The sequence below is a fragment of the Citrobacter sp. RHB35-C17 genome, assembly GCF_013816795.1.
In the GTDB taxonomy this organism is placed as follows: domain Bacteria; phylum Pseudomonadota; class Gammaproteobacteria; order Enterobacterales; family Enterobacteriaceae; genus Citrobacter_A; species Citrobacter_A amalonaticus.
Genome location: NZ_CP057150.1, coordinates 2579569 through 2598034, shown reverse-complemented (window position 1 = coordinate 2598034; position 18466 = coordinate 2579569). Strand labels below are relative to the sequence as shown.

The following is an 18466-nucleotide window of genomic DNA, read 5'->3' as shown; positions in this document are numbered from 1 at the left end:
CCCTCACGATGAGGGGGTTTTTGTTTACAGGCTGTTCATTCTGGGGGGGCAGCGCTCCAGCAGTTCCACGCTTCCGTCCTCGTTTTGCTGTTCCAGCAACACATCAAATCCCCACAGCCGATGCACATGCTTGAGCACCTCTTTGCGGCCTTTATCCAGCGGCGCGCGATTATGCGGAATATAGCGCAGGGTGAGGGAACGATCGCCCCGCAGATCCACGTTCCAGACCTGAATATTCGGCTCTACGTTGCTCAGATTATATTGCGACGAGAGGCGGTTGCGGATTTCGCGGTAGCCTTCTTCGTTATGAATGGCAGAGATTTCCAGATAGTTATGCCGATCGTCATCCAGCACCGTAAAGAGGCGAAAATCGCGCATCACCTTCGGCGACAGGAACTGGCTGATGAAGCTCTCATCTTTGAAGTCGCGCATGGCAAAATGCAGCGTTTCCAGCCAGTCGGAACCGGCGATATCCGGGAACCAGTACTTATCTTCTTCCGTCGGCGACTGGCAGATGCGCTTGATGTCCTGGAACATAGCGAAACCCAGTGCGTAAGGGTTTATGCCGCTGTACCACGGGCTGTTATAAGGCGGCTGGAATACCACATTGGTATGGCTGTGTAAAAACTCCAGCATAAAACGTTCGGTGACTTTCCCCTCGTCATACAGGTGGTTCAGGATGGTGTAATGCCAGAACGTGGCCCAGCCCTCGTTCATCACCTGCGTCTGTTTTTGCGGATAAAAATACTGACTGACTTTGCGCACGATGCGCAGGATCTCGCGCTGCCATGACTCCAGCAGTGGGGCATTTTTTTCCATAAAGTAAAGCAGATTTTCCTGCGGTTCTGAGGGATAGCGCCGCGCTTCGGCAATCGTCTTCTCTTCCTCTTTTTTCGGCAGGGTACGCCACAGCATGTTCACCTGGCTTTGCAGATACTCTTCACGACTCTGTTGGCGGGCCTTCTCCTCCTGGAGGGAGATTTTCTGCGGGCGTTTATAGCGATCAACGCCGTAGTTCATCAGCGCGTGGCAGGAGTCGAGCAATCGCTCAACCTCGTCCACGCCGTATCGCTCTTCGCACTGAGTGATGTAATTACGCGCGAAGATCAGGTAATCAACAATGGAGCTGGCATCAGTCCAGCTGCGGAACAGATAGTTATTTTTGAAGAACGAGTTATGTCCGTAACAGGCGTGCGCCATCACCAGCGCCTGCATGGTAATGGTGTTCTCCTCCATCAGGTATGCAATACACGGGTTGGAGTTGATCACAATCTCATAGGCCAGCCCTTGCTGACCGTGCTTGTACAGTCGTTCGGTCTCGATGAATTTTTTACCAAACGACCAGTGAGGATAGTTAATCGGCATTCCGACGCTGGAATATGCATCCATCATCTGCTCGGAGGTGATGACCTCAATCTGGTGCGGGTAGGTATCCAGTCTGTAGAGTTTCGCCACCCGGTCTATTTCCGCCAGATAGACATCCAGCAGATCAAACGTCCAGTCGGGTCCATCGCTCAAGCGTGTGGTGTCCTTGTTCATGGAATCAATCGTAGCCATTCGCGCACCCTCATTGTTGGCGGCACTCTCTGTGTGGAGCACCTCATTTCAAGCATAGAACACCCGGTTAAAAACCGTGTCAGTGAAGAAATATTTTCTTTGCGATTTCCGCTGGTCGACTCGCCAGATTACGGGGTGGTCACGATATTTTCTGCTGGATAAAAATAACCCACAGCATGAGATGCCAAAGCAGGGAGTTCATTGCTCTGCCTGCTATATGTGAGATGTGTCACCATAAAAAAGCCATATGTTGAATAATATTTTCATCTGGGTTATCAAGATGTAATTAGATGATTGTTCTTTTACTGTTACTGTTAACGGAGTGGCTATGCGAGTTGTCATACTGGGAAGTGGCGTCGTTGGCGTGACCAGCGCCTGGTATCTGAGTCAGGCTGGACATGATGTTACCGTCATCGATCGTGAACCCGGCCCGGCGCTGGAGACCAGCGCGGCGAATGCGGGGCAGATCTCTCCGGGCTATGCCGCGCCCTGGGCTGCGCCGGGTGTACCGCTGAAAGCGATTAAATGGATGTTCCAGCGCCATGCGCCGCTGGCCGTTCGTCTTGACGGGACACAGTTCCAGTTAAAGTGGATGTGGCAGATGCTGCGCAACTGCGACACCAGCCACTACATGGAAAACAAAGGGCGGATGGTACGTCTGGCGGAATACAGCCGTGATTGCCTGAAAGCGCTACGTGCGTCGACCGGTATCCAGTATGAAGGGCGGCAGGGCGGGACGCTGCAACTGTTCCGTACCGCGCAGCAGTATGAGAACGCCACGCGCGACATCGCTGTGCTGGAAGACGCCGGTGTGCCGTATCAGTTGCTGGAAGCCAGTCGACTGGCGGAAGTCGAGCCGGCGCTGGCGGAAGTGGCGCACAAACTGACCGGTGGCTTGCGTCTGCCGAATGACGAAACCGGCGACTGCCAGCTCTTTACCCAGCGTCTGGCGCAGATGGCCGAACAGGCGGGCGTCAAATTCCGCTTCAACACACCGGTGGATAAACTGCTCTGCGAAGGCGAACAGATTTACGGCGTGAAATGTGGTGATGAGATCGTTAAAGCTGATGCGTACGTCATGGCGATGGGGTCTTACTCCACGGCGATGCTGAAAGGGATTGTCGATATTCCGGTCTATCCGCTGAAAGGCTATTCGCTGACGATTCCGGTGGCGGAAGAGGACGGCGCGCCGGTTTCGACTATTCTTGATGAAACTTACAAAATCGCCATTACCCGTTTTGACCAGCGCATCCGCGTGGGGGGGATGGCGGAAATTGTCGGTTTCAATACCGAACTGCTCCAGCCGCGTCGGGAAACGCTTGAGATGGTGGTGCGCGATCTCTACCCGCGCGGGGGGCATGTTGAGCAGGCGACATTCTGGACCGGTTTGCGGCCAATGACGCCGGACGGTACGCCCGTTGTGGGACGTACCCGCTTCAAAAATCTGTTGTTAAATACCGGACACGGTACGCTGGGATGGACGATGGCCTGTGGTTCAGGGCAGTTGCTGAGCGATATATTGTCAGGTCGCACGCCCGCCATTCCGTATGACGATTTGAGCGTGGCGCGCTACCACGCAGGCTTTACGCCTTCACGTCCCCAACATCTGCACGGCGCACATAACTAAGAAGGACGAGAGATGACCCGCCCTATACTGGCCAGCCTTGACCTGCAGGCGATGAAACAAAACCTGAGCATTGTGCGTCAGGCCGCACCGGACGCCCGCGTTTGGTCAGTGGTGAAAGCCAATGCTTATGGACACGGCATAGAACGTATCTGGAGTGCGCTGGGCAACACCGACGGTTTTGCCCTGTTGAATCTGGAAGAGGCGGTCACCCTGCGTGAGCGCGGCTGGAAAGGGCCGATCCTGATGCTGGAAGGTTTTTTCCACGCTGAAGATCTGGAACGGTATGACACCTGGCGTCTGACCACCTGCGTGCACAGCAACTGGCAGCTCAAAGCGATCCAGAATGCGAAGCTTAAGGCGCCGCTGGATGTCTATGTGAAGGTTAACAGCGGCATGAACCGCCTGGGATTCCAGCCGGAACGGCTGCAAACCGTCTGGCAGCAACTGCGCGCGATGCCGAACGTCGGTGAAATGACGCTGATGTCGCATTTTTCCGACGCTGAGCACCCTGACGGGATCCACAATGCAATGGCGCGCATCGAGCAGGCTGCGGAAGGGCTGGATTGCCGGCGTTCGCTGTCAAACTCCGCGGCCACGCTGTGGCATCCTGATGCACATTTTGACTGGGTACGCCCGGGCATTATTCTCTATGGCGCTTCGCCGTCAGGCCAGTGGCGCGATATCGCCAATACCGGACTGAAGCCAGTGATGACGCTGAGCAGCGAAATCATTGGTGTACAGACACTAAAAGCGGGAGACCGCGTCGGCTATGGCGGACGTTATACCGCCAGAGGCGAGCAACGCATTGGCATCGTGGCGGCTGGCTATGCGGATGGCTATCCGCGCCATGCGCCTAGCGGCACGCCGGTGCTGGTGGACGGTGTCCGGACCACGACGGTGGGGACAGTGTCAATGGATATGTTGGCGGTGGATTTGACGCCATGCCCGCAGGCGGGCATCGGAACGCCGGTGGAGCTGTGGGGCAAAGAGATCAAAATTGACGACGTGGCGCAATCAGCTGGAACGGTGGGTTATGAGCTGATGTGTTCGCTGGCGTTGCGCGTTCCTGTTGTGACGGTGTAACTTTTATGGTATTGCCGGATGCCGGCGCGATGCGCCTGATCCGGCCTACAGCACACGCTACGCGGCGTCTCAGTAGGCCAGATAAGCGCAGCGCCTTCCGGCAGAGTCACTATTCTTCGTCTTCATCCCCGGCAACGCGGACACCGACTTTGCGCACCTGATTATCCTCTTTTTCGGCAACCGTCCAGATCATCCCGGCAAATTCGACCTGGTCGCCGACGACCGGGGCGGCACCCAGCAGTTGCTGAACAATTTCACCCAGCGTTTGCTGCTTATCGCGGTACTCCGTTCCGTCATCCAGACCATAAATCAGCGCCACATCGGCATACTTAGCGTTGGCTTCGAGAATAAAGTCGCCGAAGAAGCGCTGATCCAGCGCCACCGGCGGCGACTGGCTGAACAGTTTGCCCAGCGCCGGAAGATCGCGTTCACGCCCGATGACGCACAGCACATCGCCTTCACGCAGACGGGTGCTGCCGGTGGGATGAAACAGCACATTGTCACGAAACAGCGCCGCAATGCGCGTTTCCTGAGGCATATGCAGATCGCGCAGCGCCGCGCCGACACACCATTTATCGGCACTGAGCTGATAGACAAACTGCTCCCACGGATTGTCCGGATGAATATCCAGACCCACGCGTGAGACCGGCCAACCGACCGGTGGTACCACCACCTTCGCCTTTTTCGCCGCCCAGGAGAGCGACGTCCCCTGCAAAACCAGTGACACCAGCACTACGAAGAAAGCGACGTTAAAGAACAGACGGGCATTTTCCAGACCCGCCATCATCGGAAAGACGGCAAGAATGATCGGTACCGCACCGCGCAGACCCACCCAGCTAATAAAGACGCGTTCACGCAGATTAAAACCGCGGAACGGCAGCAGTCCGATAAATACAGAGAGTGGACGGGCAATGAAAATCATCCCGGCGGAAAGAATCAGCGCCGGAATAGCAATCGGCAACAGGTCAGAAGGATTCACCAGCAGTCCGAGCACAAGGAACATGCCGATCTGTGCCAGCCAGGCCAGTCCGTCGAAGTTTTGCAAAATGCCGTAGCGGTTGCGGATAGGGCGATTGCCCAGTAAAAAACCGCACAGATAGACCGCCAGGATCCCGCTGCCTTCCAGCGCCGTGGTCAGGGCAAACACCAGAATCCCGCCGCTCAGGGCTAATAGCGGGTAGAGTCCGGCGGGCAGAGAGATACGATTAATCATCTGCTGTAACAGATAGCCGCCGCCCAGCCCAAGCAGGATGCCCAGACCAAACTGCTGAATAATGTGGACAGCGAACATCCAGCTTAAGCCGGTTTCGTGTTGCTGAATCATCTCGATCAGCGTAATGGTCAGAAATACTGCCATCGGGTCATTACTGCCGGATTCAATTTCCAGCGTCGCGCCGACACGCTCGTTCAGCCCTTTGCCGCCAAGCAGGGAAAAAACCGCCGCCGCATCCGTTGAACCGACAATGGCGCCAATCAACAGACCCTGAATCAGATCGAGATTAAACAGCCAGGCGGCAATCATACCGGTTAACCCGGAGGTGATCAGGACGCCAACGGTCGCCAGAGAAAGCGCCGGGCCCAGCGCGACACGAAACGAACTGGCCTGCGTGCGCATCCCGCCATCGAGCAGAATAATCGCCAGCGCAAGGTTACTGACCATATAGGCGAAGGGATAATTATCGAACGGGATGCCGCCGACGCCATCGACGCCCGCCAGCATGCCAATGGCCAGGAAGATAACCAGAATCGGAATGCCAAGGCGTGATGAAAATGAACTGAGTAAGATACTGCTGGTAACGAGGACGGACCCCAAAATGAAAAGACTGATTATTGCCGCGGCGTCCAACGTTCGATTACTCCTCAATCAGGAATTTTTTGGTGCATTGACATTATCATATTAACGGCTACATCCGGGCGTTACTTAGTCCTGCAGCCGTTTTTTTTTATGATTTCAGAAAGGGATGACCCGAGATCGTCAGTTGTGTACCGTTTTGACTGTTTTGCAATACGGCATGCGCGCCCAACGCCAGCGTAACGGTTCGCGGCTCATGACCAAAATCGAGTCCAGTTATCAGGGGAATAGAGAGGCGTTCACGTAAAAACGCATACACGGTGTTAAGATCGTAACCGGCATCATACTCATTCGGGGTGCTACCGCTGAAACTGCCCAGCACAATGGCGCTCTGCCGGTTCAATATACCGGCGTCAACCAACTGCAATAACATGCGCTCAACGCGAAAAGGGTGCTCGTTAATGTCTTCCAGTACCAGAATGCCGTTTTCTATTTTGGGCATCCACGGGGTACCGATGAGCGAAATCAGCATCGCCAGATTACCGCCCCACAGCGTTCCTTGCGTGTGGCAGGCCGGACCGTCGCCTTGCCATTCCACCGTGTACTGCGCGTGACGCAATGCCTGCCAGAAATGGGTTTGCGTAAAGGTATTCAGCTCCGGCGCGCCAACGTTCGCCGCCAGCATTGGACCACTGAAAGTGATGACATTGCCCAGCGCCAGCAGACCGCACTGGATCGCCGTAAAATCACTGTGTCCGCAAATAAGCAGCGGATCCCGCTGTTGTCGGGCGGCAAGGCCCTGCCAGTCGATGTGTTGCAGTAGACGGCTCGCTCCATAGCCACCGCGCACCGGCATGACGATGGTGTCCGGCGCGGTGAGATGCACAAGGTCGTTCACATCCGCCAGACGCTCCGAATCCGTACCCGCAAAGCGTTGATGGCGACGACTGACCACCGCCGTATTATCGACCTGATGACCGGCCTCTTTAAGGCGCTGGATACCAAGTAAAGCCGCGTGCTGATTGATGCAGTAGCCCGAGGGGGCAATTAAGTGAAACCGGGACATGGCAATTCCTTGCTACAACAGAAACCAAATGTATATCATGCCGCTTATAGTAGAACGTTTTGCCGGAGGGTGCTTTGCTTATCCGGTTTATAACGGTGGTTTTAGTAACAAAGCGTTCCGGCGATAAGGACAGAAGACGTGAAATTGAGATGGTTTGCTTTTTTAATTGTGCTGCTTGCAGGCTGTAGTTCAAAACAAGATTATAAAAATCCCCCGTGGAACGCGGAAGTGCCGGTAAAACGTGCCATGCAATGGATGCCGATCAGCGAAAAAGCCGGTGCGGCGTGGGGCGTTAGCCCACAATTGATTACGGCGATTATCGCCATTGAGTCAGGCGGGAATCCCAATGCGGTTAGCAAATCGAATGCGATAGGGTTGATGCAATTAAAAGCGTCAACTTCAGGACGCGATGTCTATCGTCGGATGGGCTGGAGCGGCGAGCCTACGACCAGTGAACTGAAAAACCCGGAACGGAATATCTCAATGGGCGCTGCCTACCTGAGTATTCTGGAGACCGGCCCGCTCGCCGGCATTGAGAATCCGCAGGTGATGCAGTACGCGCTGGTCGTCTCCTACGCTAACGGCGCAGGCGCACTGCTACGCACGTTCTCTTCCGACCGGAAAAAGGCAATTAACAAAATCAACGATCTCAGCGCTGATGAGTTCGTTGAACACGTCGCGGATAATCATCCTGCGCCTCAGGCGCCGCGCTACATCTATAAATTGCAGCGCGCGCTGGATGCGATGTAATTAGTCGCGCACTTTATTTGATTTTTCGCGCGCTTCGCGCTCAAGGGAAAAGATAATCCGCTGAAGTTCCCGCTCCACCGCCGGGCCGACGTTGAGAAAACGAAAGCTCAGGCGGGGAGTGGAAATGGTCTCGTTTTTGCCGTCAATCACTTTGCGTTCGGTGACGGAAATCAGCTGTGCGTCAAAGTGAAACATTCCCCATTCCCCCATATCCAATGCCACCTGCGAAAAACGCATCCCTTCGGTGAGACCTGACGGTTTCGGGCCTTCCAGCAGAGCACCCATTCCGCCGAGGGAAAGATCGTATAGACGAAAACGTAGGGTGCTGTTATCCGGCATCTGTGCCGTACAACCGTAGGGAGGATGGAGCGGCGCGCAGATGCGGAAGTATTCCCGTCGTTGCACAAACCACAGCGCCGGAGGGAGCGGGGTGATAAAGGCGGGAAGCTGCTGATACTCACCGCTCTGCAACTGCTCAAGAGTAAACTCGACCTTCGCGCCCAGGGTTTCGGCGGTAAAGGTAATATTGCGCGCTTTTTGCACGGCGAGATTTTCTTTTTGCTGACTGCCAAAATCCATCACCAGCCTTTCGGCCGAGACGTCAAGGATCTTGCTGATGAATTGTCCGCCGGACCAGGAGACGCGCAAAGGCACCTGGTTGCTGTTTAAGTCGCGAAGAACCCCCAACACCGCCAACGGATTTTGCTTCAGGAACTGCTCATTGTAATGACTCACGCGGAATGCCTCCTGGCTGCCTGACAGTCTATCGAACGGTTATCGGCAAGACGCAGGAGAACTTAATACAAACGCGTGATTTTTTTTACCAAAGACAAATAATTCAGCCTCGCAGAAACAACGGGGATCAAGGGGTTGCCTATACTTAACGGACAAGCGCAAGAAACGGTTGCGTGTGGTTTCCCTGAAAAGAGGGTCTGAACATGGGAATTATTGCCTGGATTGTATTTGGTTTGATTGCCGGTGTTATCGCCAAATTGATCATGCCGGGACGTGACGGCGGCGGATTCATCCTGACCTGTATACTCGGCATCGTCGGTGCTGTAGTGGGCGGATGGCTGGCGACCATGTTTGGTATTGGCGGCACGATCAGTGGTTTTAACCTTCACAGTTTCCTGGTCGCTGTGGTGGGCGCCATTGTGGTGCTGGTGGTATACCGGCTCGTACGCCGCGATTAATAACAATACGGCTCCTGCGGGAGCCGTGTTTTTAATGGTATTCCCCTTCAATTCCTCTCTTGATTTACCCATTGAAATGAGAATAATTGGCATTCCAATTCAAACTGATAATTATTCTCACTATGACAACTTCTTGTTTTCGACTTTGCGCGCTTTCTGGCTGTATCTCACTGGCTCTGACCACATTGTCATATGCGGCGGACACCAACGAATCGACTATTGTCGTTTCAGCGACAGGTCAGGAGAGCCTGCTGCCTGCCTGGACTAACAGCGCCACCAAATCTGCTGTCCCGGAAAGTAAAACGCCGCAGGTGATTAATACCATCGATAATCATGAGATCGCGTTACGTCATGCGAATTCCGTCAACGAGATCCTGCGCTATGCGCCGGGGGTGTCGACAGAAATGCGCGGCAATACCTCCTACCTGAGCGAGTACAAGATTCGCGGTTTCTCTGTCGATCAGGAGTACTACAACGGCCTGCAGTTGCCGTACAACGTCACTGGCAACACCAAAGCACGTATCGACCCGCTGCTGGTGGAAAGCGTCGATATTCTGAAAGGGCCCGCCTCTGTGCTGTATGGCAGCGGTTCGCCAGGAGGACTGGTGAATATTCAGGGCAAAAAACCGCAGGCTGAACAAAAAACGGAGATCGGCTTTAATACCGGTACACGAAATCTGAAAGAAGGCTATCTGGATTCCACCGGCAAAATCAGCGACAGCGACTGGAATTACCGTCTGCTGGGCAAGGCGACGGAGGGCGACGATCAACCGCGCACCACCCGTTATGAAGACTATCTGTTGGCGCCCTCCGTCACCTGGCAACCAGACAGCAAAACGCGCCTGACGCTGGATGCGCTGGTGCAAAATACACCGTCGTTGTCGCCGTCAAACCCGTTACCGATTGCCTATTTGCGCTCGGGGTATGCCGATCGCCGTGATTAGCCGGTGATGAGTGGAGTGGCTTTAAGCAGCGTCAGTGGATGGTGGGTTATCATTTCGAACATGAATTTGACAGCGGTTGGGGATTCAGTCAGCAGGCGCGCTATTTTGATGTTGATACGCACCAGCGCAGCGTCTATTCAACCGGCAATGGCACAAACCCGGTCTGGATGCTGAACCGCTTTGCCTATACCACCGATGAAGATCTGAAAAGTTTCAACATTGACAACCAGGTAACGAAAACGGTCACGCTGGGCGACTGGCAGCACCATATTCTGGCCGGTTTTGATTATCAGAAACTCGACAGCCATTACTTCTACCGTTACGCCAGCGCCACGCCGGGAATCGACATGCGCGACCCGGATTTCCATCAGGTGCATACTGCCGATCTGGGGTTGTACACCGCACAGAAAAACCGCCTTTCTTATCAGCAAAATGGCTACTACTTGCAGGATCAGGTGGCGTTTGGCGGCTTAAATCTGTTGGCCAGTCTGCGTTACGACGACTATCGGTCAACGACGACCGACGCGCTGCAAAATGATGAGAAAACCTGGATCGCCCAGGACCGGGTGACCAAACGTTTTGGCGCGCTTTATGCCTTTGAAAACGGTATTTCACCGTTTATCAGTTATTCCGAAGGCTTCAAACCGATTTCACCGCAGGGCACGCTGACGTCAAAAGAGGTGAAGCCGACAACCAGCAAACAACTGGAAGGCGGGGTGAAATACCTGCTGGCTGATTACGCGACCACGCTGACGGCATCCGTGTTTAACATCCGTCAGAAGAATGTTCTTTCCGCCACGCCAACCTGGGATTATCGGCAGACCGGGGAGATCGAATCAAAAGGCGCGGAACTGTCGGTGATTAGCCGGCCAGGTGACAACGTCACGTTGGTTGCCAACTACGCCTATACTCATGCGATCAATACTGAAGACGAAACATACGAAGGCAAACGCCCGACACAGGTGCCGGAGAATGCGTTTAATCTGTGGGGCGATTACACCTTCGATGCGACCATACTGCGCGGGCTAACAATGGGCGCAGGGGCGCGCTATACCGGGCCGATGGAAATTGCGCCGGATAACAAGAGCGGTAAGCTCGGAGGCACAACGCAGTACGATCTCGCCGTGTCATATCAGTTGGGCGAGGCGCTGCCTTCATTGCGCGGCGTGACGTTAAAAGCCAGCGCGCAGAATATCACCAACAAAGAAACCTTCAGTTGCTACGACAGCACCAATTGCTGGATTGGTCGTGATCGTACCGTTCAGGTCGGGGCAAGCTACCGTTTCTGATCGCGTGAAGCGAAAACCGGCCTGGTATTTCCAGGCCGGTCAGGCGTTGGCTATTACGGCGTTGCCTGTTTTTGTGTCGGTTCGGTGGAGGTCTGGCGAGTCACAGGACGTTTTTCCGGCACGTTGTCGCATGGATTTTCCTTCGGACAGATCAGGTCGAGCATCTTCAGCGTGACGCCGTTGCTCCAGCCAAAACCATCCTGTAACGGATATTCACCGCCGCCACCGCCGGTTCCGGTGCTGCTGACGTCATATTTTTCCACCAGCTTTTGCTCGCGATTGTAGGTGTGCTGCACGTTGGTCAGAAAACGCCAGCTTACCTCCATTGCCACCTCACTCTGTCCATAGTTCTGTAAGCCCTCGGTGGCGACCCACTGCAACGGCGCCCAGCCGTTTGGCGCATCCCATTGCTGTCCGCTTTTCACCGAGGTGGTGGCAAGCCCGCCCGGCTGCAACAGATGTGCGCGAGTGGCCACGGCCATTTTGCTGGCGCGATCTTTCGAGGCCGCGTTGACATACAGTGGGAACAGGGCAGCAGCGGTCAGTTGATTACGCACCTGCTTGCTCTTCAGATCGTAATCCGCATACCAGCCTTCTTTGTCATTCCACAGGTAGTGCTCAATCGCTTTCTGTCTGGCGTTCGCCAGCGAATCGTACTGGCTGGCTTTTGCTTCATCCCCCGCGGCTTTGCTGGCGCGCGCGAGGATTTTTTCCATCTTGTACAGCAGCGCGTTAAGATCGACCGGAACGATGCTGGTGGTCCGCAGCGTGCCGAGCTGCTGTGGGTTATCCATCCAGCGCGAACTGAAATCCCAGCCGGATGCCGCCGCAGCGCGCAGATCGCGATAAATGTCGGTGGCCGGACGGTTTGGATTGCTTTTTGCCGTGGCGATATCCTCAACCCAGGATTCCGGTCGTGGCGTATCCCGCTCATCCCAGTAGCGGTTCAAAATGGTGCCATCATCCAGTTTCACCACCCGTTTGTTCTGTTGACCTGCCTGCAGCGTTTCGACGCCTTCCATCCAGTAGAGATACTCTTTTTGCAGTTGCGGCAGGTATTTTTTCAGCGCATCGTCGCCGTCATGCTGCGCCAGCAGTTCCACCATCAGGGAGAAGAAGGGGGGCTGGGAACGGCTCAGATAGTAGGTGCGGTTGCCGTTGGGGATATGACCGAAAGCATCAATCTCCCAGGCAAAGTTCGCCACCATATCGGCAATTTTGTCCCAGTGATCGCTTTCGGCAAGTCCCAACATGGTGAAGTAGCTGTCCCAGTAATAGACTTCCCGGAAGCGCCCGCCGGGTACCACGTAAGGTTCAGGCAGCGGCAGCAACGAATCCCATTTTCCCGCGCTTTCGGTAGAGCGTGTTAATACTGGCCACAGCCCGTCGATATGTTCGCGCAGCGATTGTCCTTCCGGCGGAACATATTTTTCTCCCTCTTTTGGCAACGTGAAGTTGACGCTCACAAAGTGGCGTAAATCGAAACTGGATTGATTTTTTTGCATCCGGTAATCCGCAAGGATCATCAGCGGATCGCTGTTTGGCACGGCATCAGCAAAGGTCTTTTGATCGGGGAACAGTCTGGCATTCTGCACATCGTTAAACAGCGGGCCGAGCAAAATATCCGGCGGTTGCGGCGGGGTAACCGGCATCTCTTCTGCGTGCACAGACAGTGAAGAGAAGGACAGAAGGGTGCCGGAAACCGCTAATTTTATGACCCACGACAGCGAACCAGACGTGCAAAAAGCAGGGGTATGCATTGATTCATCTCCTTAGTGTGTACCGAAAAACGGTATCTACCATGAGAAAATCGTAGTCCAGGATCGCCCCCGGCGCGTTGTTACCCTCCTTTTTTTGCGACGTTACAGGGTTTTCCTTTCCCTGACGACGCGATTTTGTGCCACATCAAGGGTCAACCGCTCACCCGTCAGCACATCGTCAAGTGCGTCGCCCTGCTGGCATATCCAGGCGATGCCCATCTCGCGGGCGATCAAGGCGCCATGCGCGAGCGGACTGCCTTCACGCAGGCAAATGCCTTTCACCACCTTCGGGTCGAATTCCGGCACCGTTGAGGGAAACAGATTGTCGGCGACCAGGATGGCAGGCGCGGTGAAATCAGGCAACGTCAGCGGGCTTTGCAGCAAATGACGTAGCGTGCGATGCAGGAGATCGTCGATATCGATGTAGCGCGCCTGCAGATAGGCATCATCCAGTTGCCGATACTGCATGCTGAGGCTGCTCAGCACCTGCTGCCAGGCATATTCCGCCGTACAGTGTTCGCTACGCAGGATCCCGCAGGCGGTATCAAACAACTCTGGATCGTCCAGCAACATATGGTGACCAGAGAAAATGGCCGCCAGGTCACCAGGCCAGTGTTCTTCCATGCGGGTGAGCAGCGTCATCAGATCGAGCAGGGTGAGATCCAGCGCGTTACGCAGTCGCGCCTGTTCTGCAACGGGACTGAGATCCGAGGCTTGTCGAACCGGCGGCAGCGTTGGGGTGTAACAGAACGCGCTGCCCGTAATCTTCTCCGTCGACGATGCGGTAATTGCGACATCGTCCAGCGATTCACCGAAGTTCTCCGCAGCCAGTTGGCTAAATGCGGCCAGCGCGTCATCCGCCTGCGCTCCGCTTGCCAGCAGACGGATCGTGTCATTACAGCGAACCTGCAACAGCGATATCTGATTAAGGCTATCCGGCGTGACGCACTTGCCATTTTTTTCCAGCAGCAGATCCGCGTCAAAGGCTGACAGCGTTGCCACAAGCCGGGACGACGGACGAATGTGCAAACCGTTAGGGTTTTTGATCACCACGGACACTGATTTTGCCGCTGCGTCCGGTGCGCTAAAAACCGGAGTCATGCGGCGCTCATCAGCAGAAGAGGGTAAACCCAGTTGCTCGCGCTTAGCTTCAAGGGCGTTCGTCGCATCGGCGATGACCTTTTCGATATCCGCGCCCGCGGCGGCGCTCACCGTTGCCGCCAGCGTCCCTTCAACCAGTGGCGCGGCGCAAAGCCGCACTTTCCCGGCAATGCTCGGGTCGAGAAGATCCAGCGCCGTTTCCGCACTGAGCAGGGCACTGCCGATGTCCATCATCACCAGCACGTGGTCGGTATCAGCAACAGACTCGATCGCCTCCATCACCTTGATAGGGTCGGTACCGATGGGGTTTTGCGGATCGTCGATACCGGCGGCAACGGCGATTTTACAGTCGCCGCCCATTAACATCTGTTGCGCCAGTTCGCCCACCCCCTCACCGAGGCGGGCGCTGTGAGAGACTATCACCAGGTTTACCATCTTACTGTCCTTACTCTTTTGCTGCGGCTGCCAGCATCTGGATCATAAACATCACCGAGGTTGCGCCCGGATCCTGATGCCCGATGCTGCGCTCGCCCAGATAGCTGGCGCGACCTTTGCGGGCTTGCATCGTAATTGTGCTTTGCGCGGCGGCTTCAGCCTGAACGGCGGCGGCGTCCAGCGCAGCGGTGACGGAGAGGTTCTGTGCGCTCGACTGGCGCAGTGACTCCGCCACCGGCACCCAGACATCGCACATCGTTTTATCACCCGGCTCGGCTTTACCCCGGCTGATCACGCCATCGGCGCCTTCACGCATCATTTGATAGAGTTCATTTAGCGACAAACTCTGGTGCGCCTGAGTGACCTGCGCGGCGCGGATAAAAAAGGTGCCGAACAGCGGGCCGCTGGCTCCCCCGACGTTTGACAGCAGCGTCATCCCGGTATTTTTTAAAATGAACCCAATATCTTTATCCGCAATGGACGGTAATTTTTCGACCACTTTGCTAAAGCCGCGATGCATATTCAAACCGTGGTCGGCATCGCCAATCTCGCGATCCAGCCCGGTGAGATAATCACTCTCTTTGCTGAAAATCTCCCCGCAGCGATAAAGCCAACTCACAATTTGTTCTCTGTTCAGTGACATGACGCTCTCCTTAGTTGCCCCAGTTCAGGCCTGGGGTATGAACCGGTGCGTCCCAGAGTGCCAGCGTCTCGTCATCCACTTTTAACAGGGTGATGGAAAAGCCGGTCATATCCAGTGACGTACAGTACGAACCAATCAAATTACGTTCGATAACGATACCCGCCTGCTGGCAGCGTTCGTCAAGGCGGTTATAGACGCCATACAGTTCAGAAAGCGGCGTGGCGCCGAGGTTATTGACCAGCGCGATGACGCGATCGCCACGCTGCAAAGGCTGTTTGCCTTGCTTATCCTCCTGCCAGACGCCCTGAGCGGGATCCCAGTGGCGCAGCGTGCGGCTATAGGTGCCGTTTTCCAGCAGGGTATCGAACATCTCGTCAACGGTCTGATCGAGGGAGACGAAAGCGCGACGGTCGATGCCGGGCTCGCCGTGGATCCCGACACCGAACTCCATTTCATTGTCGGCAAGGGTGAAAGAGGGCTGACCGGCGGCCGGAACCGTACAGGCAGCGAGGGCGATACCGATCGAATGGCCGTGATTATTAAGTTTACGGCCAAGTTCCGCACACGCTTCCAGGGAATCGCCGCGCTCTGCCGCCGCCCCGACCAGTTTTTCAATCAGCACGGTGTTGGCGACGCCGCGTCGTCCGGCGGTATAGAGACTGTCTTTGACGGCCACGTCGTCATCCACCACCACAGTGGTGACTTTCACGCCACTTTCGTGCAGCAGTTCAGTGGCGGTTTCGAAGTTAAGAATATCGCCGGTGTAGTTTTTCACGATCAGCAGCACGCCTTCGCCGCCGTCAATCTGCATGGCGCATTCAAACATTTTGTCGGGCGTTGGGGAGGTAAAAATTTCGCCGGGGCAGGCGCCAGACAGCATGCCCTGACCAATATAGCCGCAGTGCATGGGTTCATGCCCGCTGCCACCGCCGGAAAGCAGCGCGACTTTGCCCTGAACGGGGGCATCTGCACGGGTCACATACACCGGATCCTGATGCAGGGTCAGCGACGGGTGCGCTTTTGCGAGGCCAGCCAGTTGTTCACTCAGTACGTCTTCCACACGGTTAATCAGCTTTTTCATTCTCTTGCTCCGGGTCTTAGGCTCCAGGGGATCGATGGTGTACAACGCCACGGCGACCGCTCGCTGCCGATAACGTAATTGTGCCCCAGCGCGCGAAAAAGAAAATTCATCGATGTTATGTTCCAAAAGAGAACATTTATTTTGATGAATGTTCCATAACGGAACGTAAAAGCGCGAGATACCGCAGAATTGCGAGCGACCGCACCCTGAAATGAGGGAAAACAGACAGTGAATAACAGCGTGAACATAAGCGATGAATCGAATATCCCTGAATTTATTCGCGACTCGTGGCTACGCTGCGGCAAAATAATGCAGCGTGATTTCTGGGCGCAACCGCACCGGGCACAGGGACTGACGTTTGATTCGATTTGTCGGCGTAAGACGGCGATGCTCACGCTTGGACAGGCGGCGCTGGAGGACGCATGGGAATACATGGCGCCGCGAAAGTGTGCGCTGTTCATTCTGGATGAGAGTGCGTGTGTGCTGAGCCGCTGTGGCGATCCAAAAACGCTCGGGCTACTGGCGGAACTCGGTTTTGTCGACGGCACCTATTGTGCCGAAAGCATCATTGGCAGTTGCGCGCTGTCGCTGGCCTCTGTCGTAGGGCAACCGGTAAAAACGCTGCCCGATCACCATTTTAAACATGCGCTCGGTGCGTGGTGTTTTTGCTCAACGCCTGTTTTCGACAACCATGGACGCCTCTTAGGATCCATTGCGCTGGGCTGTCCGGCAGATCACGCATCGCCTGCCGATCTGCCATTAACCCTGGCGATTGCGCGTGAAGTGGGAAACTCGCTGCTCACCGACAGCCTGCTTGCCGAATCAAACCGTCATCTCAATCAACTGTACGGTTTGCTGGAGAGCATGGATGACGGCGTGATGACCTGGAACGCGCAGGGCAGTCTGCAATTCATCAATGCTCAGGCGGCACGGCTACTGCATCTTGATGTGACGGCTGCCCATGGCAAAAACCTCAATGAACTCCTGACGCTGCCCAGCCTGCTGGTGCGTGCGATCCGCCATCAGCGCCCGCTGCATCATGTTGAGGCGACATTTGAAAGCCAGCATCAGTTCGTTGATACCGTGATTACCCTCAAACCGATTGTCGAAACGCAGGGCACCAGTTTTATTCTGCTGCTGCATCCGGTGGAGAAGATGCGCCAGTTGATGACCAGTCAATTGGGTAAAGTAAGCCATACCTTCGCGCAGATGGCGCAGGACGATCCGCAGACCCAGCGTATCGTTCATTTTGGTCGTCAGGCGGCGCGGGGCAGTTTTCCGGTGTTGTTATGCGGCGAAGAGGGCGTGGGTAAAGAGTTGCTGAGTCAGGCTATTCATAATGCCAGCGAACGGGCAGAAGGCCCGTATATTGCGGTGAACTGTCAGCTGTATGCCGATCAGGTACGGGATTTTATCGCCAGTACGGCGGATGACGACAGCGAAGGGCGGTTGAGCCGCCTGGAACTGGCGCACGGCGGTACGCTGTACCTGGAAAAAATTGAGTATCTGGCGCCAGAACTGCAGTCGGCGTTGTTACAGGTGATTAAACAAGGGGTGATCACTCGCCTGGACGCGCGGCGGGTGGTGCCAGTTGACGTGAAAGTGATTGCCGCCACAACGGTGGATTTGGCGCGGCTGGTGGAACAAAACCGCTTTAGCCGCCAGCTCTATTACGCGTTGCACGCCTTTGAAATAATGATTCCACCGCTGCGACAGCGGCGTAACAGCATTCCTTCGCTGGTGAATCACCGCCTGCGTCGCCTGGAAAAACGCTTTTCGACCCGCCTGTTTATGGATGACGATGTGCTGACTCCGCTGATTGCCTGCGACTGGCCGGGGAATGACTTCGAGCTCAACAGTGTCATTGAAAATACGGCGCTGAGAAGTGACAACGGGCGTATTCACCTGAACCATCTGCCGGAATATCTCTTTAACGAGCACCGAGCCTCAGAACCTGCGACCGATCGTTTCTCTGCCAGCGTCGCTTTCAGTGATATTGAGAAAGACGCCATTATTCACGCGGCAAGGGTGACCGGTGGGCGGATTCAGGAGATGGCCAGCCTGCTGAAAATTGGCCGCACCACGTTATGGCGAAAAATGAAATTGTACCATATCAACGCGGCTCATTTTAAGTTGAGCTCCTGA

General features: G+C 55.3%; 13 protein-coding genes and 1 pseudogene. 6 read left to right on the top strand and 8 right to left on the bottom strand.

The window, feature by feature from the left end:
* Window positions 1-24 precede the first annotated feature (24 nt).
* Complete coding sequence (locus tag HVZ37_RS12265; RefSeq protein ID WP_043000443.1) at window positions 25-1557, bottom strand: SpoVR family protein; 1533 nt, start codon at window positions 1555-1557, stop codon at window positions 25-27.
* A 328-nt stretch (window positions 1558-1885) separates the two neighbouring features.
* On the opposite strand from HVZ37_RS12265, the gene HVZ37_RS12260 reads away from it, so the two are divergent.
* Both HVZ37_RS12260 and dadX read left to right on the top strand, forming a co-directional pair.
* Complete coding sequence (locus HVZ37_RS12260; protein WP_044257663.1) at window positions 1886-3184, top strand: D-amino acid dehydrogenase; 1299 nt, start codon at window positions 1886-1888, stop codon at window positions 3182-3184.
* Window positions 3185-3196: 12 nt separating this feature from the next.
* Window positions 3197-4267, top strand: coding sequence for a catabolic alanine racemase DadX (gene dadX, locus HVZ37_RS12255; protein WP_061070032.1), 1071 nt, complete (start codon window positions 3197-3199; stop codon window positions 4265-4267).
* 109 nt (window positions 4268-4376) lie between these two features.
* On the opposite strand, the gene HVZ37_RS12250 is transcribed toward dadX, so the two are convergent.
* Together HVZ37_RS12250 and ldcA are read right to left on the bottom strand one after the other, a co-directional pair.
* Window positions 4377-6113 (bottom strand): potassium/proton antiporter, encoded by a 1737-nt coding sequence (locus HVZ37_RS12250; protein ID WP_043000446.1) that lies wholly within the window; start codon window positions 6111-6113, stop codon window positions 4377-4379.
* A 97-nt stretch (window positions 6114-6210) separates the two neighbouring features.
* Window positions 6211-7125 (bottom strand): muramoyltetrapeptide carboxypeptidase, encoded by a 915-nt coding sequence (gene ldcA, locus HVZ37_RS12245; protein WP_090049210.1) that lies wholly within the window; start codon window positions 7123-7125, stop codon window positions 6211-6213.
* 138 nt (window positions 7126-7263) lie between these two features.
* Here ldcA and emtA point away from each other — a divergent pair, with 138 nt between their 5' ends.
* Window positions 7264-7875: a membrane-bound lytic murein transglycosylase EmtA gene (gene emtA / locus HVZ37_RS12240; protein ID WP_181627556.1), complete on the top strand. Its 612-nt coding sequence runs from the start codon at window positions 7264-7266 to the stop codon at window positions 7873-7875.
* On the opposite strand, the gene HVZ37_RS12235 is transcribed toward emtA, so the two are convergent.
* Window positions 7876-8610 carry a flagellar brake protein gene (locus HVZ37_RS12235; RefSeq protein ID WP_181627555.1) on the bottom strand — a complete coding sequence of 245 codons (735 nt, stop codon included), beginning with the start codon at window positions 8608-8610 and terminating at the stop codon, window positions 7876-7878.
* Window positions 8611-8813: 203 nt separating this feature from the next.
* On the opposite strand from HVZ37_RS12235, the gene HVZ37_RS12230 reads away from it, so the two are divergent.
* Together HVZ37_RS12230 and HVZ37_RS12225 are read left to right on the top strand one after the other, a co-directional pair.
* A complete protein-coding gene (locus tag HVZ37_RS12230) occupies window positions 8814-9068 on the top strand; it encodes a GlsB/YeaQ/YmgE family stress response membrane protein (RefSeq protein ID WP_043000449.1) in 255 nt (84 codons plus the stop codon).
* Window positions 9069-9190: 122 nt separating this feature from the next.
* Window positions 9191-11301, top strand: a pseudogene (locus tag HVZ37_RS12225) (TonB-dependent siderophore receptor).
* A 53-nt stretch (window positions 11302-11354) separates the two neighbouring features.
* Here the strand turns inward: HVZ37_RS12225 and HVZ37_RS12220 are convergent.
* From HVZ37_RS12220 to dhaK, 4 genes are all read right to left on the bottom strand, one after another.
* Entirely contained in the window at window positions 11355-13061 is a 1707-nt protein-coding gene (locus HVZ37_RS12220) for an alpha,alpha-trehalase (protein ID WP_043000451.1), read from the bottom strand.
* Between the two features lie 102 nt (window positions 13062-13163).
* On the bottom strand, window positions 13164-14597 hold the full coding sequence (dhaM, locus tag HVZ37_RS12215; RefSeq protein ID WP_181627554.1) for a dihydroxyacetone kinase phosphoryl donor subunit DhaM: 1434 nt from the start codon (window positions 14595-14597) through the stop codon (window positions 13164-13166).
* A 10-nt stretch (window positions 14598-14607) separates the two neighbouring features.
* Complete coding sequence (gene dhaL, locus HVZ37_RS12210) at window positions 14608-15240, bottom strand: dihydroxyacetone kinase subunit DhaL (RefSeq protein WP_044263749.1); 633 nt, start codon at window positions 15238-15240, stop codon at window positions 14608-14610.
* Between the two features lie 10 nt (window positions 15241-15250).
* Window positions 15251-16321, bottom strand: coding sequence for a dihydroxyacetone kinase subunit DhaK (dhaK, locus tag HVZ37_RS12205; protein ID WP_043000454.1), 1071 nt, complete (start codon window positions 16319-16321; stop codon window positions 15251-15253).
* A gap of 240 nt (window positions 16322-16561) precedes the next feature.
* Here dhaK and dhaR point away from each other — a divergent pair, with 240 nt between their 5' ends.
* A complete protein-coding gene (dhaR, locus tag HVZ37_RS12200) occupies window positions 16562-18466 on the top strand; it encodes a dihydroxyacetone kinase operon transcriptional regulator DhaR (RefSeq protein ID WP_181628481.1) in 1905 nt (634 codons plus the stop codon).

Bases quoted from the DNA above. Each gene is read 5' to 3' on its own strand.
- dadX (WP_061070032.1), top strand. From the start codon at position 3,197: ATGACCCGCCCTATACTGGCCAGCCTTGACCTGCAGGCGATGAAACAA.
- HVZ37_RS12265 (WP_043000443.1), bottom strand. From the start codon at position 1,557: ATGGCTACGATTGATTCCATGAACAAGGACACCACACGCTTGAGCGAT.
- HVZ37_RS12260 (WP_044257663.1), top strand. From the start codon at position 1,886: ATGCGAGTTGTCATACTGGGAAGTGGCGTCGTTGGCGTGACCAGCGCC.
- HVZ37_RS12230 (WP_043000449.1), top strand. From the start codon at position 8,814: ATGGGAATTATTGCCTGGATTGTATTTGGTTTGATTGCCGGTGTTATC.
- dhaM (WP_181627554.1), bottom strand. From the start codon at position 14,597: ATGGTAAACCTGGTGATAGTCTCTCACAGCGCCCGCCTCGGTGAGGGG.
- HVZ37_RS12220 (WP_043000451.1), bottom strand. From the start codon at position 13,061: ATGCATACCCCTGCTTTTTGCACGTCTGGTTCGCTGTCGTGGGTCATA.
- dhaK (WP_043000454.1), bottom strand. From the start codon at position 16,321: ATGAAAAAGCTGATTAACCGTGTGGAAGACGTACTGAGTGAACAACTG.
- dhaL (WP_044263749.1), bottom strand. From the start codon at position 15,240: ATGTCACTGAACAGAGAACAAATTGTGAGTTGGCTTTATCGCTGCGGG.
- ldcA (WP_090049210.1), bottom strand. From the start codon at position 7,125: ATGTCCCGGTTTCACTTAATTGCCCCCTCGGGCTACTGCATCAATCAG.